This is a genomic window from Sporosarcina ureilytica (assembly GCF_001753205.1).
GTDB classification, from domain to species: domain Bacteria; phylum Bacillota; class Bacilli; order Bacillales_A; family Planococcaceae; genus Sporosarcina; species Sporosarcina ureilytica.
The window spans coordinates 1511612-1535737 of record NZ_CP017560.1; the positions used below are offsets into that span (position 1 = coordinate 1511612).

Consider the following 24126-nt stretch of genomic DNA (forward strand, 5'->3'; position numbering starts at 1 on the left):
GACAATTTGTGTCATTCAATGTTTTGTTTATCCAGTTTTGAGTGAACAATTTTTGCTCAATAGTTTGGTGGCGATAGCGAAGAGGTCACACCCGTTCCCATACCGAACACGGAAGTTAAGCTCTTCAGCGCCGATGGTAGTTGGGGTTAGCCCCTGCAAGAGTAGGACGTTGCCAAGCACTAAAAGAGTCATTACCTGATGGTAGTGGCTCTTTTTGTTATATATGAAATTATTAGATTGAAGAAACATTTATCATGACTCCCTAAAAGATTATTTCTAAGTTAGTAAAGCTGTTCTTCTTTTAACGATAATATTAATAAGGTTAGCGTCTTAAATCTTGACGTCATTACATCGAGAATAGGGTCCAAAGGTTAGTGGAGTTTAATCAAGAGAAACCTGTTTCATTTCACATGCCAGGTCATAAGTATGGGGAATTATCCGGATTGCCGCCTGGAGTACGTTCAGCACTCTCGTTTGATTTTACAGAGTTAAACGATCTGGACGATTTTCATCAACCAGAGGATGTCATTGCTGACGCACAGGATAAAACGAGCGCATTGCAAGGAGAGCAGGTTCAATAATTGAGGAACAATAGCTGGCGGCTCAAGTATTTTGAAACTGGTAATACATGATGAGTCTGTATATATGGAACACCATATTTTTTCATGAAACCTGTTGGATTTAAATGATTATAAAATGAAAATATTTATTTATACTTTTCAAATTTGTTAACAGCATCTAGAAAATGAGATAATATTTCGAAAAAAGTGTAAGTATTATCGTCAATTTTATATACAAATGAATTTGAATCTACACTACTCATAGTGGATATCGGAATGACGTTTTCTTTTTGAATGAATATTTTTGCCAGTTCCATAGCCATTTCTTTATTATTATTCAAAATATCTCCCCTTTCCTTAATGAAATATATTGAAACTTCACTTAATTTATGATTAATAGTAAACAGTGCAGGTACAGACAAATTCTAAGTAGTTTCAGTGCCTGGTACCATTCATTATGTAGAGGTGTAACATGATTTATAAAAAAGATGCAAACTTCCCTTATCCAATTATATCGGAGACAGCTCTAGGATATGAGGATAGTACATTTCAAATACGTGTAGGTTTTGAAGAAGATGGTGACGTGTACCTATTTAAAATAAATCGTGAACTGATTTCTAGTTTTGTGAACGAATTGCTGCAAAATGGGCAAGCTGAGTATTTACTCGTTATTCAGTCGAAAGACACGAAGTTTTTGGCACCACTAATGGATATCGAAACATTAAAGGAAGAGTGTATTAAAGCTTAGAAGTATTATGATGTTGAGGTTTTGCTATAGGTCTCTAGCTAACAGGTCCAGGGTAGCCACTAGCGTTGTTATAATTATATCTCACTCAGGTACTCTTCATTAGTACTCTTTATTATTAGATAAGGAAAATCCTGCCAAAACGATATTTGGCAGGATTATTTTTTACGATTTATTCAACACCCTGAATCGTCTATTATAAAAAAGCGCTTTATGGTAGTATGGAACTAGTTCAATAGCCATTTGTTTTAATTGAGTAAAGTTCCGGGAAGGGGTGGTTTCTTGCTTAGTTTCTTCAGGTCCAAATGTGGCATTTGTAAAAGAAAAGTATCTTCTTATCAAAGATATAGGCTTCCGAATAATAAAGTAGCAAAAGTGTGTTTACCTTGTTGCGAATATGCCGAAAGAAGAGCTTACCAGAAGTGTTGATAGTTTAAGAATCGTAGTTGAGTATATCTGATGGTCAATAAGTTTTGGAGGTTTGATGTGGGAAAATGGATCATAGTAGCTGCTGTTGCACTTGTTTTATTGCCAATTTTGTTTATTATAAATCCGCTTCTATTGGCTTTTGTCTTTTTGACTGGCGTTATATTTCTAAACCGAAACTATTCTGTTATTAAAGGTGCTGCAGGGGAAAGGAAAGTAAATCAATTATTAAATAGGTTAGGACCAAATTATACATTATTTCATGATTTGTACTTGCCTACCGAAAAGGGAACGACACAAGTAGATCATATTGTTACCTCACCTTATGGAATTTTTGTCATTGAAACGAAACATTATAATGGTTGGATATTTGGTAATGAACATAACAAATATTGGACTCAGGTCATCTATAAGCGTAAAGAGAGAATGCTTAATCCGATTTGGCAAAATTATGGGCATATCCAAGCGCTAAAAAATTTCATTGGTGAAGAACACGATGCATATCTTCATTCAATCATTGCATTTTCCAATGCCTCGACATTAAAATTTAAGGACGATTTTAGGTCTGCGCGAGTGACTCAGTTTATGAATTTGACTAAGGTGTTAAAAGAGTGGGATATACATAGGTTAAATGAAATCCAATTACAGGAAATAAATATAAAACTTGAAGGGCTTGTCATGAAAGACAAGAAATTACAAAGGAAAGTTAGAAAACAGCACGTCCAAGATATTCAGAGTAATCGTAAAGAAAGGGTTTGGAATGAGAAACGGCTTCTTAAACAAAACATCTGTCCCAAATGTAAAGTGGAATTGGTATTAAGGGATGGAAAGTACGGTTCCTTTTACGGTTGCAGCAGTTTTCCAAAGTGCAGGTTTACAAAAAATGCTTAGTAGTGGGTATTTGAATCGGCTATGCTAATAAAGGGTACCTATGTGGGAAACTATTTGAACAATACACTACAATTGCATAAAGTTAAAATGAAATCCAGTATAACCAGTGTTTAACTTGATGTTAATTGGGTTTTTATTCAGAACAGTGAATTGTCATTATTAGACCTTGCACAGGCACTTGACACTAAAATATTATGACGAGCTTGAAGAGTTTATATTAGCCCCACTGCTCATATTTATCACTTAAGTTATCACAGTTTACTGATAATACAACTAATTTTCGTGTTATTTTGGAACGTGCGTTCTTTTTGGAGGGGCGTTTTCTTCCTAATAGGGGGAGTATGTATTATAATAGGAGTATAACTGCAGAAGGAGGTATTGAGATATGGCCTCAGTTCAAGATGTAGCAAATTATTTGCTTTATTTACGTGACAATGACATGGAAACAGGAAAGTATTATGCGTTAAGTAATTTGAAAATGCAAAAGCTATTGTATTTTTGTCAGGGTATTTACTCTGCTGTCCATAATGGATCACGGTTAATAGTTGATGATGAATTTGAAGCTTGGAGATATGGGCCAGTTTTACCTTCAGCATATTTTAGGTTTAATATTTATGGACAGAATGATATACCTAGAAATGAAACAGGTGATTTTAGTGGCTTATCAGAAGGTGAAAATTTAGTTATTCAAAATGTGTGGGAAAACCTTAGGTACAGAAGTGCATTTGATTTAGTGGAAGCTAGCCATGTGCAGAATGGTCCTTGGCACAATGTTTACCATGGTGAGGGAGATAATATCATAAACCAGGAAATAATTGTTAATTATTTCGGAGGACAAAATTGAATGTTCTTTAAAAGAAATGGAAATGAAAAGATAAAATATTATTTAACTGAGGCAATCAGGATTCTGTTATTTTTGTTAGTACCTATTCTAATAGTTATATTTATTGCTATTGCTTATTTTATATCAAAAGATAGTGTAAATACTTATACGACAATTAACTCTAGATTATCTATATTTTATTTAGGATCTATTGTAACTATGAATGTATATATCTATACGAAAACCTTCAGTATGTCTAGCATTCAGTTTTCATCTCCCTTTAATTCGATCATTATGGGGTTTGGAGTGTTTTTTTCATTTTTATCATTATTGACATTACCAACTAGAATTTACTATCCTGATCCAATAATTCAAAACTATATACAATTGGTTTTCCATTTGGATTGGAATAGATACATGGTTTTAGGACTTATTAATTTCGCATCATTTATAACAGCTACCTTAATATTTACCTATACTCTAATCAATTTTGTTTCATCTTTTAATATTGATAAAATCATTTATCGAAACTATATAGGGTTATCAATACTTAGTGAAGTTGATGCTTTAAGTAGTTTTAATAAAACCTCAGCTCTTGCGTATGAACAAAAAGTTAATAATAGAGTTGATATTAAGCCACTTAATAAAAAAGATATGGTGAAAATTAATAAAAAGTTAGATATATATAATCAGAATCTAATGTACCTTTTAACTTTGAAAAATAGCCAATTAACATCGAAATATTTGACTAGATGGAGGACAGTGGTCGGGACTGTTCAAAAAAGATTATTTCATTCGCCTAAAGTAGAAGATTTAAATAAGGATCTATATAATATGACCCTAGCGTTGACTAATAAGCTAATTATTGAAACCTCTAATAGTATATCTTTGAAAAAATATAATCATATGCTACTAACTACTATATTTAACAGTATTCCTCTATTTGGAGAGAATTTAAAAGAAGAGAAATTAGATGGCTTTAAATATAATTATAAGAAAAACTATGATTTGTTAATCAAGAGTTACTATATTGAATTACATAAAATTATTGAGTATCTTTATTTCAGTGGGAAAAATGAGAATGTACTCCAAACTTTAGCAAATAATGAGGTGGGATTTTTTGATTCGACAGTTAATCAATCAAAATTTATTGAGAATAAAGCCAATGTCAATTTAGAAAATGAAAGAAACTATTTAGAGGATATATTTATTGGATTCCTTTTTAATATTATAAATAGCAATAATAACGTGGATTTGCCTGTTATTTTATCCCTATTATTTAAGGTGCAAAATGTTACATATAATGAAAATGATACAATTACAGATGGTGAGATAATACCTTCTACATATGGTTCTGCAAAGGTTTTTGGTAGTCTATCTAATACTTTAAAGAAATTAGGAAAAGACATACAAAAGGGAGAATCAAATTTTTCAAGGGATATTAAAAAAGCTGAAGAATCAGTAACTGGTTTTAATGAAAGTGATCTGAATTTAAAATTAGATGAGAAAACTGTTAAGTACTTAATAATTGCTATTACTAAAGCATGTGAAATTGAAAATTATAAAGCAGTAGGGTATCTAACTAAAAGGCTGTGTAATCATTTAAGTTTTGATGAAATATTTCCGCTGATTGAAGAATTGAAGGTGGAAATATACGAAGATAAGATAAAAGATTTAATCTTATCTAAAATTACTTTAAACGACTACTCTTTAAAATATTGTTTTCATAAAACCATCATAATATTATTATTACAATCTTATTATTCCGACAGGAGTATAGTTAAAGAATATAAAAGTCTTCTTGAATTAGAATTTAGAGAAAGTATATTGGACTCATTACAAGATCGACATAAAGAATACAACTTATCTTGCATAAAAGAAGATGTTATTAATGACTTATTAACGAATAAACAATCTAAAATTTTAATTGTCTAATGATATAATAATCCAATGCAGTATCATTTTATCGATAGATAAGAAAATGGGAATATTTATGAAAACTAGATAATAAAACTCCATTAATCTTAAATATTTAAATGAGCTATCAGTCAAATCAGATATTCAAGAAATCAACTAAGATTTCTCGTCTTCGTAAGCTATATTTTAATCTAATATAGTCAAAACCATAGTCAAAGATTATTTTAAGGTAAGAAAACACCCTTAAACCTTGACCTCATGCTATTCCTAAGAGACGCGGGTTCGACTCCCGCCGTCTCCATAGCTAAAGCTAATCAATAATTATTCACTGTCCGAAAAAGGGGGCTAGACTACAGGCACCCAAAAAGAGTTGCATATTAATAACCACAAACTGCTTCTTATGACAGTAAACAAACCATTCTTTTCCGTTGTGGTGATTTGGTCTCTTCAATATCAAATGGAACATTCGGAGAACTACTCATTTACTTAAATGAGAATAGAATATTTAGACTCAGGCATGACCTACGCCTTCCAACGAATATCTACAGTATATCATTATTTGTTAGTAAAAATAATTCTTATAACCTCTTGTCCTGTTTGAATATATGATCTTAAATATTGCAAAACACTAGATATGCATAAAGAAAAACAAGAGGCCAATCAATAAATGATTGATTGACCTCTGCTTGTTGTTTATACTATTTTATTGTGTAAAGCTAAAGTTTTGTATTGCGCAAGTTCTACAATTCATTAGGTGTAAATTTTCGAGGTTAACTATCAATATCTTCTAAACAAATCCATTCCATAGGTTCAATAAAATGCATATTGAAAGGGTTTTTAAATCTTTTTTTGTAAATCACTTTTTTAATTCCGCATTGATTTAATAATTTAGTACAATTGTCACAGGGTTCAAGTGTGACATATACGGTCGCTCCTTGTAAATCATCTATGTCATTAGTGGCTAAAATTGCATTTGTTTCAGCGTGTACTTGTCTTACACAGCGTCCGTCATTAGACATAACATGACCAACCTCATCACATGGTTTATATCCTTTGACTGCCGCATTCCAGCCCGTTGAGACGACGATATTATTATTCACAATAACACAACCGACATTCAATAGATTACAAGTAGCTTTTTTAGATATTTTTTCAGCCATTGCCATATAGCTTAAATCCTTTGCTGTGATCAAATAAAAGCCCCCCTCTCTCATAGGCCAACTCCAATATATTTACGCAGAAGTTTTTGTTTTATGAATAGGATTTATGATTTTTTAAGTATTTTACTAAACCATTTTCATTAAGAATTTTCACCATAACATCTGGCATTTGGGCGCCTTGATAACTTTCACCATTGTTAATGTTATTTACGACTCCAGTTTTAATATTAATCTCCAACGTGTCGGCAGATTTAATGTCATACTTGCGAAGTTCAATCAACGGAAGCCCAATATTAATAGCGTTACGGAAAAAAATTCTCGCAAACGAATGTGCTACAACAAGTGAGATTCCAGCAGACTTTAACGCGAGTGGAGCTTGTTCACGTGATGACCCGCAACCGAAATTCTCACCAGCAACTAGAATATCGCCTGGTTGTACAATTTTATGAAAGTCGGGATCGATGTCCTCTAATACATGGTTAGCAAGTTGTTGCATATCTAGTGTCTTTGTATATTTACCGGGTATAATTCGATCCGTATCAATATTATCACCATATACATGAGCTTTACCTTTAATTATCATGTTAGATTGATAACCTCCTTTTGGGATTTGTAATCTTGCCTTTTAATGCAGCTGATGCGACGAAAGCCGGGGAACCTAAGTAGATATTGGAATTACGATTACCCATTCTTCCTTGAAAATTTCGATTTGTCGAGGATGCGATGTTTTCATTGTTCCCTGGAATACCCTGATGAGTCCCAACACACGGTCCACAACCAGCAGGTAGGAAAGTTGCTCCGGCAGCAGATAAAACCTCTACTGTCCCATCGGACAAGGCGTCCTGAAATACTTTTCTAGAAGCAGGTGCAATAATCAATCGGACATTGGGATGAATCTTTTTACCTTCGAGGATATCTGCAGCGGCATGTAAATCTTCTAATCTTCCATTTGTACAACTTCCAATAAAGGCTTGCTGAATGGTAATATCTTCTATTTCTGAAATGCCTTTTATATTGTCAGGAGAGTGTGGAACAGCAATTTGAGTTTCTAACTGACTGACATCTATTTCAATGGTTTTCACATAGTGCGCATCTGGATCTGCCTTAACCGGGTCATATTTATAAGGAAGCTCTAGTCCTTTTAAATCTACAAGTCCAGCTTTTGCACCCATTTCTATGACCATGTTTGCGATTACCATACGGCTATCTAGACTCATTTTCTCGATAACTTCTCCCGTAAATTCTATCGCTTGGTATGTCGCACCTTGAATTCCAAATCTACCAACCAAGTGTAAAATTAAATCTTTTGCAGTTACACCTTTTTGCAATTTTCCAGTAAGATTTATTTTAATCGTCTCGGGAACTTTAATCCAAGTTTTACCTGTTAACATTACACCAGCCAAATCCGTAGACCCAACACCTGTTGCAAAGGCACCTACAGCACCGTAAGTACAAGTGTGGGAATCTGCTCCCAGAACAAGTTGCCCAGGCTTAACGTGATGATTATCCATTATTAACTGATGGCAAATCCCATCACCCACATCGTAAAGTTTAATACCTTGCTCGTTAGCAAATTCCCTCATCAAGTCATGAAGCACTGCAATACCTTCGTTTGGAGCGGGGGATGCATGGTCTATAACAAGAATCATTTTATCTGAATCCCATACTTTTTTTCCGCCCATATTCTCAAACGCCTTGATTGTAAGTGGGCCTGTTGTATCTGTAGCCATAACTAAATCTACATCTACAATCGCGATATCCCCAGCCCTCGCTTTTTTTGAAGAGTGATTTGAAATGATTTTTTCAATAATTGTCTGTCCCATAATGAATCACCTTTCAATTTAGAAGTATTTTAATGATTAATAAATAATAATTAATTTTTTAGGTACACTCAATCGAGAACAAAACGGGTTCATAATGTGGAACCCGTTCTAAAAACAATTGGAGTTAACTCAATATTAAAAGAATTAATTTAATTGTCAAGTGTGTCGGAAGTTAATCTCGTTATACTATTCAGAATTATCCATTGACTTTATTGAATCATGGGTGTTAGAATACATATATCTAAAACGCGTTTCATATTGTGGATTGAAGGTGATTTTTAAATGAATTATCTAGATAAAGTAGCAAGTTTTGCGCATTCGTTATCTATTTTCAATATTACGGAAGAAGTTAGAGAAAGGGTTAAATTGCTAATACTGGATACTTTCACAGCCATTGTGGTTGGAAATCAACATTTGGAAGTATCCCAGCTTGCTGATTCTGTAACTAGTTTCAAATCTACAGGAAACAATGAGTTAGGTTTTATCCTTGGAACAAATATGTTGACTGATTATCGAACAGCCGCCTTCATCAATGGAATTGGAATGGTTTCTGATGAGTTGGATGAAGGAAATCAAATTGCAAAAGGGCATCCTGCCTGCCACTATTTTTCTGCACTATTGATGCTTGCGTTACAAAATAAGAAATCTGGAAGCGATTTCTTAACCGCGTTTATCGTAAATTATGAAATAAGTGTACGAATGGGGGCTTCAGTCCAATTAAAGCGGTCGATACATCCCCATGGGAACTGGGGAGTTTTTGCCAATGGTTTTGGAGTTGGAAAGCTTTTAGGTTGGGAAAATAAGAATGATTATATTCAGGCAGCGATGCTAAGTACAAGCTTTAGTATGCCAACACTTTGGCAATCAGTCTTAGAGGGGCACCAAGTGCGAAATATAATGATTGGATTAAATAACCTACACACAACCTTACTTCCAGATTTGGTGGAATCCGGGTTTAGTGCATCGGCATTCACGCCAGAAAAGATTTTTAATGGCGTATTAGCGGATAGCTTTGACACTACTTACATCACTAAAAATTTAGGGGAAGAATTCTATTTGTTAAGTAGTTATTTCAAATTTTATCCTTATTGTCGGTTTTGTCACTCACCTATCGATGCAACCTTGAGCTTAATAAAAGGGAGGAAAATCGATGAAATTAAAGGGGTATATATTGAAACTTATTCTTCGGCAGCAAAATTAAAAGAACAAAAAGTTGAAAATGAATTCGCTGGAAAATTTTCAATTCCCTATGCAGTTGCAATGGAATTAAGTAATAGAAGATATCCTTTAATAAATGGGAGGGAAAAAGAAAGAAAAATTCAGGAACTTATGAAGAAGATTTTCGTTTTTGAGAAGAAGTTATATACAGAATTACTTCCAAATAAAAGAATAACAACTGTAAAAATTGAATGGGAGAATGGTGAAACGAATAGCACGACAGTTCAGAGAGCGAAGGGTGATATTGATGAATATAAACTTACGGAGAAAGTAATTCTAAAGAGCAAAGAGTATTTGTTCCCTATTTTAGGAGAGGACAAAGTCGAACGATTTATTGAAACCGTATTGAAACTGGATCGAGTAGAAGAACTCACTACTGTGATAAAGCCACTTGTAAAAGAAATCTAAGAGTACGAAAAGAGGGGATTAATTCATGTGGGATGCTGAAGTAGATGTTGCAATAGCTGGCGCTGGGGGATGTGGTTTAATTGCTGCATTGGCAGCAGCTGATCATCGGCTAGAGGTTGCTGTCTTTGAGAAAACCGATCATGTATTAGGTAATACAGTCGCTAGTGCTGGAATGATTCCGGCAGCTGGGACAAGCTTCCAGAAAGAACATGGGATTTACGAAACAGCGGAAGAGATGGCAGAAGATATTTTCAGGAAAAACAAATACGAAAGCGATCCAGAATTGACTATAGCACTTTGTAAGGTATCTTCACAATTAGTAGAATGGATGTCAGACCGATTAAAAATAAATCTTAGCTTAGTAAAGGAATTCAAATATCCTGGTCAACGAAACTATCGAATGCACGCACCCCCATCTAGATCGGGTATGGAATTAATGAGGGGATTAAAAAGAAATATTACAGCCCGTAGCAATATTCATCTATTGCTAAAATCGCAAGTAACTAAATTAATCACGGGCAAAAACGGAGAAGTGATTGGAGTAGAGGTGAAAACGACAAATGGATACCAAAAAATAAAAGCTAATAAAGTTATTTTAGCAACTAACGGTTTTGGTGGAAATATTGATATGGTGAAACGGTTTATCCCGGAAATTTCAGATTCCTTATATTTTGGTTATGAAGCCAATACGGGAGATGGTATTAAGATGGCAATGGCAATTGGGGCTGATGTATCTAATATGGGGGCATACCAAGGGCATTCGGCAGTTAACCAAGCTACAGGTGTTTTAGTCACATGGGGTACCGTAATGATGGGGGGATTCATGATTAATGAAAATGGTATAAGGTTTGGAGACGAGACAAAAGGTTACTCAGAGTTTGCCATAGAGGTTATGAAACAACCAAATCAATTAGGATATCTTATTTTCGATGAAGAGATTTATGGAAAATTAATTTCGATAGAAGACTTCAAATACTTAGATGGTGTAAATGCGTTTAAGACTTCATTAACTATAGAAGGTTTGGCTGAACAATTGGGTGTAGCTGAAACAAGTTTATCAGATACTTTTTGTGCATTCCAAAAAAATACTAACGGACAGAGTGATAGATATGGTAGAACAGATTTTCCACAGAAGCTGGAAGGCCCTTTCTACGGAATAAAGGTTGTACCAGCATTATTTCACACTCAGGGAGGGGTGAAAATTAATTCTAATGCGCAAGTAATGACTGAGAAAAATATAATCATTAAAAATCTTTATGCTGGCGGCGGTGCTGCGGTAGGAATTTCAGGTAATCATGCTTATGGTTATATGTCGGGTAATGGATTGTTAGCCGCGTTAGGTTTGGGGAAAATAGCAGGAGAACATGCGGCTAAAGCTATAAAAAAAGAAAGGATTGAAGCTTAAATGAGTTTTGTTTGGGAAGATGCATTGACACCGGTTGATAAAATTGTTATTCAAAAAGGGGGGTACGGTAAAAGTAGAGGATTAGGAAAAAAACCGCTTCTTGTCATTATAGACGCTCAACATAATTACGTTGGTGCAGATGAACCAATCGAAAATCAATTAGATCAATGGCCTAGTGGTGGCGGAATGGCAGCCTGGGCAGGTATTCGCCAAATTAAAAAATTGAAAGAACAGGCTAAGGAAAAAGAAATCCCTGTTCTTTATACAAGAAACGTTCAAAAGAAGACGAGCAATTTTGATTCATTTGCTACTAAAACAAAGCGAGATAACACGAAATACATCGACGGGAATCCTGCGACGGATATTGTTCAGGAGATAGCACCTGAGGAAGAAGATATAGTTGTTGATAAAAGCTATGCAAGCGCTTTCTTTGGTACACCTCTTATTAGTTATCTAATTAAGATGGGGGTGGACACCCTAATTATTGTAGGAGGATCAACGAGTGGTTGTGTAAGGGCGACAGCTGTAGATGCCGTAACACGAAATTTTAATGTTGCAGTTGTTGAAGATGCAGTGTATGACAGAATTGAATTATCACACAAAGCAGGCTTATTGGATTTGTGGATGAAGTATTGTGACGTTATCAAAACGAATGAAATAGTGGAATATATGAAAAAAATAAATAGCAAAGACTAAAAAAGGGGCGTAATTATCATCGATTTACTTATAAAAAATGGCTATGTTGTTATACCTCGTCAAGGAGTACAAGAAGTAAATATTGGAGTTAAAAAAGGTAAAATTGCCGGAATATTCAGTGTGGGGGAGGAGGTCCAAGCTGATGAAGTCATTGAGGCAAAGGGATTGCATGTATTTCCAGGTTTAATTGACGCTCATCAGCATCTAGGAATCTATAATTCTATCGAGTACGACTTCCGAGATACAAAACAGCATGCAGTCGGTGGAGTTACAACAATCGTAAACTATGATAGACAACCTGTAAGTTATTTAGATTATTTCCCAAAAGTAAAAGAGATAGGCGAGAAAAATAGTTATATAGACTTTACCTATAGTCTTGGGATTTTAAAGGAAGAACATTTAAACGAGCTTGAAGAGTTAGTTGAAACACATAATCTTACATCCTTTAAGTTTTTTCGAAATTACGAACGACAACTGAATGATAAGTTCAAGATTAGTGATGGAATTGATTTGTCGAGTTTTGATTTGATGAAAATACTAGAAAGATTTAAAGAGATTTCACCAAAGTTACTGTTATCTGTCCACTGTGAGAATATGGATATTAATCGAAAACTAACTGAACAGTTAATACAAAGTGGCGAGGACAATGGACTACGTACTTGGTCAAAAACAAGTCCGGGTTACGCTGAAGCGGAATCCTTATTAAGTACCTTATATTTAAATCATGTTATTGGTGGAAATTTGTTCATTGTTCATCTAAGCTCAGCCGAAAGTGTAGATGTGTTGGAAAATACACCTTGGCTTCGCGAGAAAGGTGTAGTGATAGAAACTTGTCCGCATTATCTTTGTTTCAGCAAAAATCATGAAGTTGGTATAAAGGCCAAAGTCGGCCCACCTATTCATGCAAAAGAGGATTCTGAGCGACTTTGGGACGGAATTCGAAATGGAACTATAAACGCAATAGGTACGGATCATGTACCCAATTCATTACAAAAAAAGCTTGGAGAAAATGGTGGAGTTTGGGAAACACAATTCGGATTCCCAGGTATGGGAACACTTCTACAAGTCATGTTGACCGAGGGATATAAGAAGCGAAATATACCGCTTGAGCGAATCGCTGATATTACATCGTTGCAATTAGCTGAGTCTTACAACTTGCAAGATAAGGGGCGGATTCAGGTAGGGGCGGATGCAGATTTCGCAATTGTTGACTTGAATCAAAGTAAAAAAGTAACAGTAGATTGCTTGAATTCAAAAACTGATTACAGTATCTATGACGGTATGGATTTAACGGGGTGGCCGGTATTTACAATTAGTCGCGGGGAAGTGATTGTGGAAAATGGTATTCCGACGAAAGAGAATGGACGGGGTAAATTCATTAAGAGATTTATTTAAGTGGTAGTTAAACTGAAAAATAGGGGGCATTTAATTGAAGAGAATACTAGTGTTAATAATGATGTCGGTATTACTCGTAATTGTAGGGGCTTGTAGTGATTCAAATGTACAAGGTAGTGATTATGAAAGTGATGGGAACTCGGTGAAAATAGGTTCAATTCACCCTCTAAGTGGCGGATTAGCACAGGAGGGGCAGGAAATGCGTGATGCGATTCGCCTTGCAATCGAAGAGGTAAACGAGGCGGGCGGCATTAAGTCATTAGATGGAGCAAAAATTGAACTTGTTGAAAGTGATCATGAAGGATTAGCTGAAAAAGGAGTTACAGAGGTACAAAAATTAGATAGTGCGAAAGTTGTTGGTATTATTGGGACATATTCAAGTGGAGTAGCACTTCCGGCGACGCAAGAAGCCGAGAGAAGTGGAATACCGTTTGTTGTAGACATTGGTTCCGCTGATGAAATCACTGAACGAGGATTTAAATATACATTTCGTATGCAGCCGCCAGCAACTTCATTCTCAAAAGATTTTCTAACATACTTTGAAGAAATAAACAAGTCTACAAATACTCCTTTGAAAACTGCAGTAATAGTTCATGAGGACAGTGTATTTGGCTCTAGTATCGCCAAAGCCATAAACGAACAAGCCGAAGAGTATGAGTTAGAGGTATTGGCAACATTACCGCATTCAGCCGCGACCGCGGATTTATCGACCACAATTAACAAAATTACTTCACTAAAACCCGATATCGTATTATCTACCACTTATTTACGCGATGGGGTAATGCTTGTCGAAGGATTGCAAAATACTAAATTCACACCGAAAGCTATAATTGGAGTTGCTAATGGAGCATTTAGTAATGCAAGTTTCATTACGGACGAAGCAGCTGCAAATCAAAATTTAATGGATGTTAACTACACTATTAACCCTAAAAGTGAAGAGGCAACAAAAGTAAAAGAAGCTTACCTGGAAAAATATAATAAACACTTAGGTCCTAATGCTGCATACTCGTATATGGCAGCGAAAGTATTAATTGATGCAATCGAACGAGCGGGTTCAACTGATCGAACCGCAGTGATGCAAGCATTGGAAGAAACTGATTATACGGATCATATACTCCCGCAAGACACTATTAAATTCGATGAAAAAGGACAAAATATTAATGCTCGTGCTGTATTGAACCAAATTTTTGAAAATGAATCAAAAGTTGTATATCCAGAAGAGTATCAAGAAGTGGAATACGTATATCCAGCAAATTAATATTATCGGAACAAGAGACATAAATCTTGTTCCGTATTCTAAACAAAGGGGGGGGAATAATGTCATTAGAATTATTTCTACAGTCTCTCGTAGACGGTTTGTTGATGGGAGGGGTTTACGGACTTGTTGCAATTGGTTTAACAATAATATTTGGTGTTATGAAAGTCATTAACTTTGCTCAAGGAGCATTAATGATGTTGGGGATGTACGTAACTTATTGGTTATTTGCTTTGCTTGGTTTGAATCCATATTTATCTATTCCTATAAGCGCGATTGTCCTATTTTTTATAGGTGTTGGAATTCAAAAAGGAATTTTATCGAAAATGATGGATGCCCCGGAACATAATCAGTTATTAGTTACGCTGGGTATTATGTTATTTGTAGAGAATTTTGCTCTGGTTTTGTTTAAACCAGACTTTCGTAGTGTAAATGTGGATGGAATGCCCACAACATTATCACTTCTGTCTATAAACATTAACACCGGGAAACTGATTGCATTTGTCTTTGCCATAGTATTAACGATTGTTTTATTTTGGTTTTTGAAACATACATTTTTGGGGAAAGCAATCCGAGCAACTTCAATTAATAGACAAGGGGCAGCGCTCCTTGGAGTGAATACTAATAGAATAAATTATATTGCTTTTGGTCTTGGCGCTGGACTTGCTGCAATTGCTGGATCATTAATTACACCATTCTTTTATACGTCGCCGGATGTTGGAAGTGCATTTATTCTAAAGGCGTTTGTTGTTGTTGTTCTTGGTGGATTGGGCAATGTTTTGGGCGCATTAATTGGTGGATTAGTAATCGGAATAGCGGAATCTCTTGGGGGAGTTTTTTTACCAGGAAGTTTAAAAGAATTGATGACATATCTTATTTTTATTCTAGTGTTACTATTTAGGCCGAATGGGATGTTTGGAGGGAAAGTGAAATGAATAAATCCTTGGCATTAGTTGCGTCTATACTTGCCCTCTTGGTAATATTCCCCGTATTCATCGAGAGCCAGTATATAATGCATATTTCAATTCTAATTTTATATTATTCACTTGTAAGCCAAGCTTGGAATATCTTAAGTGGCTATTCAGGACAGTTTTCATTTGGTCATGCGGTATTTTTTGGTACAGGTGCGTATACTTCATCCATCTTATTAACCAAGTATGCTATGACACCTTGGATTGGAATGCTTATAGGGGCGGCTTTTGCAGTTATTATAGGACTAGTTATTGGTTTCTTATCTTTTCGATATAAATTACGAGGTGCATATTTTGCGTTAGGGACGTTGGCTTTTGCTGAAATGTTGAGGATTATTGTTCAAAACTTAGAGTTTTTTAATAAAACTCTTGGAATCTTAATTACAATTAATCCGGATCCATTGATGTTTCAATTCGAATCAAGAATGGGATATTATTACACTATTTTAATCTTTTCAATACTAGCTACTATGCTTGTGTTTTATATTAGTCGGTCAAGATTGGGTTTTAACCTGGTGGCTATAAGGGAGAATGAGGAAGCGGCCCAATCTTTAGGTGTTAACACATTCAAAAACAAAATGATTGCAATCGCCATAAGTGCAGCTATTACAGCTCTTGGTGGAACATTCTATGCACAATATATACTTTACATTGAACCACCGACTACATTTGGAAATGATGTTTCTGTAGCGATTTTATTGCCAGCTATTATTGGAGGGATGGGAACTGTATTTGGACCTTTTGTCGGTGCATTAGTATTGGTTCCTTTGGGAGAGATAACTGCGCATCTATTTGGTGGCTTTGCGGGAGCGCATTTAATGGCTTATGGAGTAATTCTAATTGTAGTTATTCTTTATTTACCTGGAGGGATAGTCGGTTGGATTTTAGAACGACTGAAAATCAGGGGAATAAAGAAAATGTGAAGGAGTGTTTAGTATGTGTTTACTAAAATTGGAGAACGTGACAAAGCGATTTTCAGGTCTTGTTGCGGTTAATAATATTAATCTGACACTATATGAGGGAGAGATATTAGGTTTAATTGGTCCTAATGGAGCAGGAAAGACAACTTTATTTCACTCAATTTGTGGTTTCCATCGCCCAGATGAAGGAACAATTCAATTTATGCAGAAGGATATTCATTCAGAAAAACCAGAATACATTTGCAAGCAAGGGGTGGGAAGGACGTTTCAGGTTGTTCAACCATTTGGAAATTTGACGGTATTGGAAAATGTGATTGTTGGTGCATTTAATACTGTTAAGTCATTTAAAGAAGCCAAGAGCATAGCAGTGAAACAACTTGAATATATGGGAATTGCCCATAAATCACTTGTCGCAATGAAAGATTTGACTTTTGCAGAACAGAAAAAAGTTGAAGTAGCTAGAGCACTAGCAACAAAACCTAAGTTATTATTTCTAGACGAAGTAATGTCTGGGCTCAATCCTTCAGAAGTAAATGAATTTATTGAGTTAATTAAAGACATTCGTAATAGTGGAGTTACAGTTTTCTTTATCGAACATTTAATGTCCGCAGTAATGGCATTGTCAGACCGAGTAGTCGTTATGCATTTAGGTGAAAAAATTGCCGAAGGTACTCCAGCAGAAGTAACAAAGGATCCAAAGGTTATTGAAGCATACCTTGGGGAGGAAATAGCATGATAAAAGTAACTGACTTGGAAACAGGTTACGGAAATATACAAATACTTAGAAAGATTTCCTTTGAAATAAAAAAAGGAGAGGTAGTTAGTATTCTGGGCACAAATGGTGCGGGAAAAACCACAACACTTCGGGCTCTTTCTGGTTTACTTCCTGTATGGGGAGGAGAAATCTATTTTGAAGGTCAGTCTATTCATAAAGCTACTACAGAGCAAATTGTTAAAAGTGGATTAATCCAAGTACCCGAAGATAGGAAGTTATTTACTGAAATGACGGTATTGGAAAATCTAGAGTTAGGTGCATTTATTCCAGGTGTAAGAAAAAACTTAAAAAAAAATATAGACTACTGCTATGAACTTTTTCCGATATTAAAGGACAGAAAGTCTCAAATAGTAGGAACGATGAGCGGTGGTCAACAACAAATGCTTGCCATTGGACGTGCGTTAATGGCTGAGCCAAAGCTATTAATTTTAGATGAGCCATCAATTGGTTTATCACCATTACTAACGCAACAGGTTTTTGATATTATTTCCGACATTAAAGAGCAAGGGGTCACTATTCTATTGGTTGAGCAAAACGTGAACCAAGCACTAAGACTAGCTGATCGTGGTTATGTTATTGAAAATGGTGAAATTGTAATGAAAGGAAACGCCAAAGATTTACTCAATGATGAAAATTTAAAAGCTTCATATCTGGGAACTTCTTCATAAGTGTTAAAGAGAAACGTTAGAAGGGAGGGGCTGAAGTTTATTGATAAAATCATTTCAAAAAATGTTTGCAATTTTATCTCTATTTTCTATGGACCGTACTAGTTTAGCTATAAGTGAGATTGAAGAAGAGTTGAGCTTTCCCAAAAGTACTGTTTTTCGAATCTTGAATACATTGGAAAATGGTGAGTTTATAATCAAGAATCAAGAAAACCACCGATATTCTCTTGGACATCAATTCTTTAGACTCGGCAGCATTTACCAGAGTCAATTAGATTTTCGTTCAGTTGCTTTGCCAATAATGAGGGAATTAGCTGCTAAATCCTCAGAAACTATTGAGTTAAATATTATGGATGGATTAAGTAGGGTTTGTATTGAAAAAATAGATAGTACTTTGACTGTCAGAAACTTTGTTAGGGTAGGCGAACAACAGCCAATTCATTTGGGGGCATCGGGAAAAATACTACTTGCGTTTACTAACAATGAAGAAAAAGAGCGAGTATTGTCTGTTTTGGGAAAGGAACTCGGAAGAAAGGAACAAGATTTGAGGGAAGATTTAGTAAGTGCTTATGAGAAAGGTTATGCTTTTACTAAAGGTGAGCGGGTTTCCGGTAGTTTTGCAATTGCGGCCCCATTATTTGATGTATCTGGAGAATCAATTGCTAGTTTAACATTAGCAGGTCCGATTCAGCGCTTGTCGGAGGAAAGAGAGAACATACTTATTCAATTATTAACGAAAAGCGCGAAAGAAATCTCAAAAAGATTAGGTTATTTACAGACGAAATAAGTATCTTCTAGGAGGACTTATGGAAACACTTAGTCAAAAATTAATGGATGAAACTTGGGATTCTGTTCATTTGAATACGTTGGAATCGGCAAAAAAAGTACTCATTGATACATTAGGTGCGACAATTGCTGGTGTGTATGAACCAAGTATGAAAAAACTGATAGAGCAAGTCGAGGTTTTACATCCTGGATCATATGCAGTATTAGGAACTGACAAATTAGTAGATTTATATACTGCGGCTTTAATTAATGGAGCAGCGACAGTTGCTGTCGAGTTGGATGAAGGAAATCAGTGGAGTAAAGGTCATCCAGCTGCACATGTTGTACCGACGATGCTGACATACGTGCAAACGAAGGATAGATATAGCGGAAAAGATTTTATCTTTAACTTAATTAGAGCTTATGAAGCCTGTTCTCAATTTGGAAGAGCTACTACGTTATGCCCAACTGCTCATGCTCACGGAACCTGGGGAGTTATGGGAGCGGCTGCTAGTGTATTAATGATTGATGATGTAACTAAAGAAGAATTCCTTGCGGGAATAAATATTAGTGCCTCTTTTGCTATGCCTACGATGTGGAATTCTGCGATAGAAGGAGCGTTAATAAGAGATATTTATGTAGGTCAAGCAGTAGAGTCGGGGATAAAAACAGTTTCATTATTAAAATCTGGTTTTTATGCACCTAGGAACAACGTGGAATATATATATGGTGAAGTTATTGGGAATGCATTCGATAAAAGTAGTTTTTGCACTTCTACAAGTGGAAGATGGGATATTGACCAAAATTATTTTAAAACACATGCCTTTTGTCGATATGCACATGCCCCATTAGATGTTCTTAAGTTAATTGTAGAGGAAAATGCTATTCAGGTAGATGATATTAAAAGTATACAAGTAGTTACCTATTCCCGAGCTGCATCGCTGAATAGTAGTGAGTATATTAATGCGCTTTCAGCAAAGTTTAGTATCCCGTATGCATTGTCAGTCTGGTTGCATACCAAGCAGACGAATCATTCAGTATTTAATATTGATTTTATTGAAAATCTACAAATTCGAGAAACTGCAAAAAAAATCAAGGTTATACAATCGACTGAGTTGGAGAAAGATTATCCAAATCATATGCCAGCTGAAGTAGAGGTGATCTTACAATCAGGAAAATCTTTTAAAAATAAATTAAATAATGCTTATGGTGCACCCGGTCATCAATTAACATTTGCAGATGTTATTGAAAAATTTAAAGTGAATACAAAATCACAATTGTCTGCTTCGATACAAAAAGAAATTATTAATTGGATATCTACTATTGAATCTCAATCGAATATGGATGAATTAATCCAACTACTACGCCAAAAATAATTATTAGGCTATAGAGTTGGTTACTTATTTATTTATTTATTTATTTAGATGTTATTAACATTCGGATTTTTAAGTGTAAGGAAACTGAAGGTAACCGGTGTGTAAGTATAGCTGATATATTCGAATCAACTGTATTGAAGCAAGAGTTCAATATAAACAGAAGGGAAATATTAAAAATGACTAACCGTACTGAAAATATAGGGCCATTAGCTGGGATTCGTATCCTCGATTTATCTACGATGATTGCAGCTCCTTATGGCGCTACTTTGTTAGGTGATTTTGGTGCTGAAGTGATTAAAGTAGAAATACCAGGACAAGGAGACACATTACGGGGTATGGGGCCGTTTAAAGGGGATGAACCATTACGATGGCCTACAATGTCTAGAAATAAAAAGTCTATAACGCTTGATTTGCGTCGTAAGGAAGGTAAAAAAATATTAAAGAAGCTTGTTGCAAAATCTGATGTTGTTATTGAAAATTTCCGCCCCGGTACACTTGAACGGTGGGATGTTGGTTACGATGAATTAAAAAAAAGTAATGAAGAATTAATAATGATTCGTGTTACTGGTTATGGTCAAACAGGACCATATTCACATAAAGCAGGATTCGGTACACCTGCAACTGCCTTTAGCGGATTTACTTATTTACACGGTTATACTGATCGTCCTCCAATCAGTCCGTCATTTTCATTAGTAGATTATATTACAGGTGTTTACGTTGCATTCGCTACATCAACAGCCCTTTATTATAGGGATGCTGGAAAAGATGGAGAAGGACAATTTGTTGATATAGGATTATACGAATCTGTTTTCCGTATGATGGAATTTTTAGTAACTGATTACGATCAGAACGGGATAGTTAAAGAGCGATCACCTGGATTAAGCGGGCATTCAAGTCCAGCCGGAACATTCCAAACTAAAGATGGACACTGGGTTGTTTTGGTAACAAGCTCAGATCGGACATTTGAACGTCTAGCCGAAGCAATGGGTAGAATGGACATGCTTAAGGATGAGCGTTTTTATACAAATGCCGTACGATTACAAAATTTTGAATTAACGAATGGTATTGTAGCAGATTGGGTTAAAACAAAAAAACGAGATGAATTACAAGAGTATCTCGATGATTTTGGTGTACCAATCAGTCCAATTAATAGTATAGAAGATATATTTAAAGATGAACACTTTAAGGCAAGAGAAAATATTGTGCAAATTGAACATCCAAGACTTGGTAAATTAAAAATGCCCGGAGTAATACCTAAATTTTCAAAAACTCCTGGTTCAATTCGAAATATCGGTCCGGATTTAGGCGCAGACAATGATGATATTTTGAAGAATTTAATCAATTTATCAGACGAAGAAATTCGCCTGTTAAAAGAGGAAAATATTATATAAGGGGAGGTTGAATAATGGGAAAGTTAGATGAAGTAGTCATTACGGAAGTATCTCCAAGGGACGGATTCCAAAGTCTCCCGCAAATAGTACCTACAGAAGAAAAAATTGATTTTATAAATCAGATTTTAAATTGTGGTTTTAAACAAGTTGAAGTAACTTCGTTTGTTCATCCTAAAGCAATTCCGCAAATGAGTGATGCTGACGAAGTATTACAAAGGATAAAAAGACCAACTGATGTAACCTTACGAGCACTTGTACCAAATTTACACGGATTAGAACGTGCAATAAAAGCAAAGGTTGATAAAGTTAAGCTAATGTTATCCGCTACAGATTCTCATAGTTTAAACAATGCGAATGAAAAAACAATAGATGCCATGCGAGGTTTTGAGTCGCTTGTAGAAAAAGCAGAAGAGAATTCAATTCAATTAGAGGGATCAATTTCCGTTGCATTTGGTTGTCCTTATGAAGGACTTGTCCCTATTGAGAGGCATATTGAAATTTGTAAACGCTATGAACAATTGGGGATTACCGATATTTCATTAGCAGACACTACGGGGATGGCGAACCCAGACAGCATTAAGCGAATCATTTATAGTCTAAAGACCCAATTTCCTGAGTTTTGTTATTCGCTTCACCTTCACAACACAAGGGGGATGGCGTTTGCTAATGCAGTCGCCGGTTTTGAAGAGGGGATTGTTGATTTTGATAGCTCTTTGGCAGGATTGGGCGGCTGTCCTTATGCACCGAATGCAAGTGGAAATATTGCCACAGAGGATTTAGTTCACGGATTTCAAGAAATGGGAATAAAGACAAATCTTAATCTTGACCGGATTATTGAGGTAGCAAAAAAATTACAAATTAGTTATCCGAAAGAATCTGAAAGCTTTATCCTCAAAGCAGGAAAAGTTTCTGACTTACACATAGCACCAACGGAGCAAATCAAGTTAGGCAAGTAACGTAAAGGGATAATTAGCACCATTCAATCTTTTCTTTATTTCAGTAGTTACAATATATCAATTTCTCCAAAGTTAACACCGATTATTGCAAACATACAATCAAAATTAATACCTTCTATAGTGACGCGTACCTGTGCCAGGAACTATTCGAACGATACATTACAATTGCATAAAGCTAAAATGAAATCCAACATTACCAGTGTTTATTTTGATATTATTCGGGTTTTTATTCAGAACAGTGAATTGTCATAATTCGACTTTGCACAGGCGCCCGACACTAAAACCCTATAGAGCAGTCTTTGTTAATCATTTGTCTGCTCCATAGGGTGATAATATAACATTGTCAAACTCGTTCTTTAAATTAACATACCAGCAATTGCTGCACTTAATAGGTTCGCCAACGTTGCAGCAATAATTGCTCGCATTCCGAGCTCCGCAATATCTTGTCTTCTTGACGGCGCCATTGCACCTAATCCGCCGATTAACATGGCGAGTGCTGAAAGGTTTGCAAAGCCACAAAGTGCAAAAGTAATCATCGCTACACTTTCAGGAGATAAGTTTGCAATTTCAGCGGCAAATGAAGTGTAGGCAACAAACTCGTTTAGTACAAGTTTTTGACCAATAAAAGAAGCCGCTTGTAATGCTTCTTCCCACGGTACGCCAATGAGAAGGGCAAGGGGGAAGAATAGATAACCTAAAATCTGTTCTAGTGTCAATGATTCGAGTCCGAAAATTCCGCCTATTGACCCGATAATTGTATTCGCTAAAAAGATAAGCGAGATAAAAGCAATTAATAATGCCCCAACACCGGCTGCTATTTTCAGTCCATCCATAGCGCCACGAGAAGCTGCGTCAACAATATTTCTCGATTCCTCGTCCTTAATCATGACTACACTTTCATCTGTATTTATCTTTTCAGTTTGGGGAACGATTATTTTTGCGAATAATAATCCTGCTGGAGCGCCCATAAATGCTGCAGCTAGTAAATAATTAATCGGAACACCGAGCATCGCATATCCGCCTAAAACAGCACCTGATACACACGCCATTCCACCGACCATAACGGCAAATAATTCGGATTTAGTCATTTTCTCGATATATGGCTTAACGACCAATGGCGCTTCAGTTGGACCTAGAAAAATATTGGCGGCAGCTGACATGGATTCAGTATTACTAGTCTTAAGTGCTTTTGCCAAAAGTCCACCGATGACTTTCGTTGCAAACTGCATGATTCCGAGATAATAAAGTACAGAAATTAATGAAGCGAAGAAAATGATGATGGGTAGTACTTGAAATGCAAAGGTAAAGCCTGCGCCTTCTATGTTCAAGACGCCCCCGAATAAAAACTGAATACCAGCATTAGAGGAGTCAATCACTTTTTGAACAATCCCTGAAATGACTTCAATGATTTTTCTACCAAATTCCCATTTCAATACGATAAATGCAAAAACAAGTTGAATCGCTAAAGCACCAAAAATAGTTCTTGGATTAATAGATTTACGTGCTGTGGATGATGCGAATGCAATTGCTAGAATTCCGATAATCCCTACTATTCCATAGATATACTGCATAATTTCTCCCCAAT

The 24126-nt window shown here is 35.6% G+C and carries 23 protein-coding genes and 1 rRNA gene; 19 read left to right on the forward strand and 5 right to left on the reverse strand.

Translation table 11 applies throughout. The features are described from left to right. Positions 1-63 precede the first annotated feature (63 nt). Positions 64-178 (forward strand): 5S ribosomal RNA (rrf, locus tag BI350_RS07545). A gap of 196 nt (positions 179-374) precedes the next feature. Continuing rightward, complete coding sequence (locus tag BI350_RS07550) at positions 375-581, forward strand: hypothetical protein (RefSeq protein ID WP_075527537.1); 207 nt, start codon at positions 375-377, stop codon at positions 579-581. A 125-nt stretch (positions 582-706) separates the two neighbouring features. On the opposite strand, the gene BI350_RS07555 is transcribed toward BI350_RS07550, so the two are convergent. Further along, positions 707-901 carry a hypothetical protein gene (locus tag BI350_RS07555; RefSeq protein ID WP_075527538.1) on the reverse strand — a complete coding sequence of 65 codons (195 nt, stop codon included), beginning with the start codon at positions 899-901 and terminating at the stop codon, positions 707-709. A gap of 131 nt (positions 902-1032) precedes the next feature. Between BI350_RS07555 and BI350_RS07560 the strand changes: the two genes are divergently transcribed. The 4 genes from BI350_RS07560 to BI350_RS07575 all read left to right on the forward strand — a co-directional run bounded on the left by BI350_RS07560 (position 1033) and on the right by BI350_RS07575 (position 5380). Next, on the forward strand, positions 1033-1308 hold the full coding sequence (locus BI350_RS07560; RefSeq protein ID WP_075527539.1) for a hypothetical protein: 276 nt from the start codon (positions 1033-1035) through the stop codon (positions 1306-1308). A 483-nt stretch (positions 1309-1791) separates the two neighbouring features. Continuing rightward, positions 1792-2622 (forward strand): NERD domain-containing protein, encoded by an 831-nt coding sequence (locus BI350_RS17190; protein ID WP_168157256.1) that lies wholly within the window; start codon positions 1792-1794, stop codon positions 2620-2622. Positions 2623-3007: 385 nt separating this feature from the next. Beyond that, positions 3008-3466, forward strand: a complete 459-nt coding sequence (locus BI350_RS07570; RefSeq protein WP_075527540.1) for a Panacea domain-containing protein — start codon at positions 3008-3010, stop codon at positions 3464-3466. Continuing rightward, positions 3467-5380 carry a hypothetical protein gene (locus BI350_RS07575; protein ID WP_075527541.1) on the forward strand — a complete coding sequence of 638 codons (1914 nt, stop codon included), beginning with the start codon at positions 3467-3469 and terminating at the stop codon, positions 5378-5380. A 752-nt stretch (positions 5381-6132) separates the two neighbouring features. On the opposite strand, the gene BI350_RS07580 is transcribed toward BI350_RS07575, so the two are convergent. From BI350_RS07580 to BI350_RS07590, 3 genes are read right to left on the reverse strand one after another with little or no spacing between them, the layout of a single operon-like run. Continuing rightward, positions 6133-6555: a deoxycytidylate deaminase gene (locus BI350_RS07580; RefSeq protein ID WP_082294995.1), complete on the reverse strand. Its 423-nt coding sequence runs from the start codon at positions 6553-6555 to the stop codon at positions 6133-6135. Between the two features lie 58 nt (positions 6556-6613). Next, positions 6614-7105: a 3-isopropylmalate dehydratase small subunit gene (locus BI350_RS07585; protein WP_075527543.1), complete on the reverse strand. Its 492-nt coding sequence runs from the start codon at positions 7103-7105 to the stop codon at positions 6614-6616. 1 nt (position 7106) lies between these two features. Further along, positions 7107-8345, reverse strand: a complete 1239-nt coding sequence (locus BI350_RS07590) for a 3-isopropylmalate dehydratase large subunit (RefSeq protein WP_075527544.1) — start codon at positions 8343-8345, stop codon at positions 7107-7109. A gap of 282 nt (positions 8346-8627) precedes the next feature. Between BI350_RS07590 and BI350_RS07595 the strand changes: the two genes are divergently transcribed. The 13 genes from BI350_RS07595 to BI350_RS07655 all read left to right on the forward strand — a co-directional run bounded on the left by BI350_RS07595 (position 8628) and on the right by BI350_RS07655 (position 22541). After that, complete coding sequence (locus BI350_RS07595) at positions 8628-9971, forward strand: MmgE/PrpD family protein (RefSeq protein WP_075527545.1); 1344 nt, start codon at positions 8628-8630, stop codon at positions 9969-9971. A 25-nt stretch (positions 9972-9996) separates the two neighbouring features. After that, positions 9997-11376, forward strand: a complete 1380-nt coding sequence (locus BI350_RS07600; RefSeq protein ID WP_075527546.1) for an FAD-dependent oxidoreductase — start codon at positions 9997-9999, stop codon at positions 11374-11376. Next, the gene (locus BI350_RS07605; protein ID WP_075527547.1) at positions 11377-12072 is read left to right on the forward strand and encodes an isochorismatase family protein; all 696 of its coding nucleotides are present in this window, start codon (positions 11377-11379) and stop codon (positions 12070-12072) included. A gap of 120 nt (positions 12073-12192) precedes the next feature. Next, the gene (locus BI350_RS07610; RefSeq protein ID WP_075527548.1) at positions 12193-13467 is read left to right on the forward strand and encodes a dihydroorotase; all 1275 of its coding nucleotides are present in this window, start codon (positions 12193-12195) and stop codon (positions 13465-13467) included. A gap of 34 nt (positions 13468-13501) precedes the next feature. Then, positions 13502-14725, forward strand: a complete 1224-nt coding sequence (locus tag BI350_RS07615; protein WP_155767492.1) for an ABC transporter substrate-binding protein — start codon at positions 13502-13504, stop codon at positions 14723-14725. Between the two features lie 59 nt (positions 14726-14784). Further along, entirely contained in the window at positions 14785-15657 is an 873-nt protein-coding gene (locus BI350_RS07620) for a branched-chain amino acid ABC transporter permease (RefSeq protein ID WP_075527550.1), read from the forward strand. After that, positions 15654-16616 (forward strand): branched-chain amino acid ABC transporter permease, encoded by a 963-nt coding sequence (locus BI350_RS07625; RefSeq protein WP_075527551.1) that lies wholly within the window; start codon positions 15654-15656, stop codon positions 16614-16616. The genes BI350_RS07620 and BI350_RS07625 overlap by 4 nt, the downstream gene beginning before the upstream one ends. A 13-nt stretch (positions 16617-16629) precedes the next feature. Next, a complete protein-coding gene (locus BI350_RS07630; RefSeq protein WP_075527552.1) occupies positions 16630-17349 on the forward strand; it encodes an ABC transporter ATP-binding protein in 720 nt (239 codons plus the stop codon). Next, positions 17346-18056 (forward strand): ABC transporter ATP-binding protein, encoded by a 711-nt coding sequence (locus BI350_RS07635; protein ID WP_075527553.1) that lies wholly within the window; start codon positions 17346-17348, stop codon positions 18054-18056. Before BI350_RS07630 ends, BI350_RS07635 begins: the two co-directional genes overlap by 4 nt. 40 nt (positions 18057-18096) lie before the next feature. After that, a complete protein-coding gene (locus BI350_RS07640; RefSeq protein ID WP_075527554.1) occupies positions 18097-18840 on the forward strand; it encodes an IclR family transcriptional regulator in 744 nt (247 codons plus the stop codon). Between the two features lie 19 nt (positions 18841-18859). Further along, a complete protein-coding gene (locus BI350_RS07645) occupies positions 18860-20194 on the forward strand; it encodes an MmgE/PrpD family protein (RefSeq protein ID WP_075527555.1) in 1335 nt (444 codons plus the stop codon). 176 nt (positions 20195-20370) lie between these two features. After that, a complete protein-coding gene (locus BI350_RS07650; RefSeq protein WP_075527556.1) occupies positions 20371-21585 on the forward strand; it encodes a CaiB/BaiF CoA transferase family protein in 1215 nt (404 codons plus the stop codon). A 14-nt stretch (positions 21586-21599) separates the two neighbouring features. After that, positions 21600-22541, forward strand: coding sequence for a hydroxymethylglutaryl-CoA lyase (locus BI350_RS07655; RefSeq protein WP_075527557.1), 942 nt, complete (start codon positions 21600-21602; stop codon positions 22539-22541). A 356-nt stretch (positions 22542-22897) separates the two neighbouring features. Here BI350_RS07655 and BI350_RS07660 read toward each other — a convergent pair whose 3' ends face one another. Then, positions 22898-24112 carry a NupC/NupG family nucleoside CNT transporter gene (locus BI350_RS07660; RefSeq protein ID WP_075527558.1) on the reverse strand — a complete coding sequence of 405 codons (1215 nt, stop codon included), beginning with the start codon at positions 24110-24112 and terminating at the stop codon, positions 22898-22900. Positions 24113-24126 lie beyond the last annotated feature (14 nt).

Coding starts and splice junctions, on each gene's coding strand:
- BI350_RS07660 (WP_075527558.1), bottom strand. CDS start 24,112: ATGCAGTATATCTATGGAATAGTAGGGATTATCGGAATTCTAGCAATT.
- BI350_RS07560 (WP_075527539.1), top strand. CDS start 1,033: ATGATTTATAAAAAAGATGCAAACTTCCCTTATCCAATTATATCGGAG.
- BI350_RS07585 (WP_075527543.1), bottom strand. CDS start 7,105: ATGATAATTAAAGGTAAAGCTCATGTATATGGTGATAATATTGATACG.
- BI350_RS07595 (WP_075527545.1), top strand. CDS start 8,628: ATGAATTATCTAGATAAAGTAGCAAGTTTTGCGCATTCGTTATCTATT.
- BI350_RS07600 (WP_075527546.1), top strand. CDS start 9,997: ATGTGGGATGCTGAAGTAGATGTTGCAATAGCTGGCGCTGGGGGATGT.
- BI350_RS07570 (WP_075527540.1), top strand. CDS start 3,008: ATGGCCTCAGTTCAAGATGTAGCAAATTATTTGCTTTATTTACGTGAC.
- BI350_RS07635 (WP_075527553.1), top strand. CDS start 17,346: ATGATAAAAGTAACTGACTTGGAAACAGGTTACGGAAATATACAAATA.
- BI350_RS07630 (WP_075527552.1), top strand. CDS start 16,630: ATGTGTTTACTAAAATTGGAGAACGTGACAAAGCGATTTTCAGGTCTT.
- BI350_RS07650 (WP_075527556.1), top strand. CDS start 20,371: ATGACTAACCGTACTGAAAATATAGGGCCATTAGCTGGGATTCGTATC.
- BI350_RS07645 (WP_075527555.1), top strand. CDS start 18,860: ATGGAAACACTTAGTCAAAAATTAATGGATGAAACTTGGGATTCTGTT.
- BI350_RS07655 (WP_075527557.1), top strand. CDS start 21,600: ATGGGAAAGTTAGATGAAGTAGTCATTACGGAAGTATCTCCAAGGGAC.
- BI350_RS07625 (WP_075527551.1), top strand. CDS start 15,654: ATGAATAAATCCTTGGCATTAGTTGCGTCTATACTTGCCCTCTTGGTA.
- BI350_RS07590 (WP_075527544.1), bottom strand. CDS start 8,345: ATGGGACAGACAATTATTGAAAAAATCATTTCAAATCACTCTTCAAAA.
- BI350_RS07605 (WP_075527547.1), top strand. CDS start 11,377: ATGAGTTTTGTTTGGGAAGATGCATTGACACCGGTTGATAAAATTGTT.
- BI350_RS07575 (WP_075527541.1), top strand. CDS start 3,467: ATGTTCTTTAAAAGAAATGGAAATGAAAAGATAAAATATTATTTAACT.
- BI350_RS07620 (WP_075527550.1), top strand. CDS start 14,785: ATGTCATTAGAATTATTTCTACAGTCTCTCGTAGACGGTTTGTTGATG.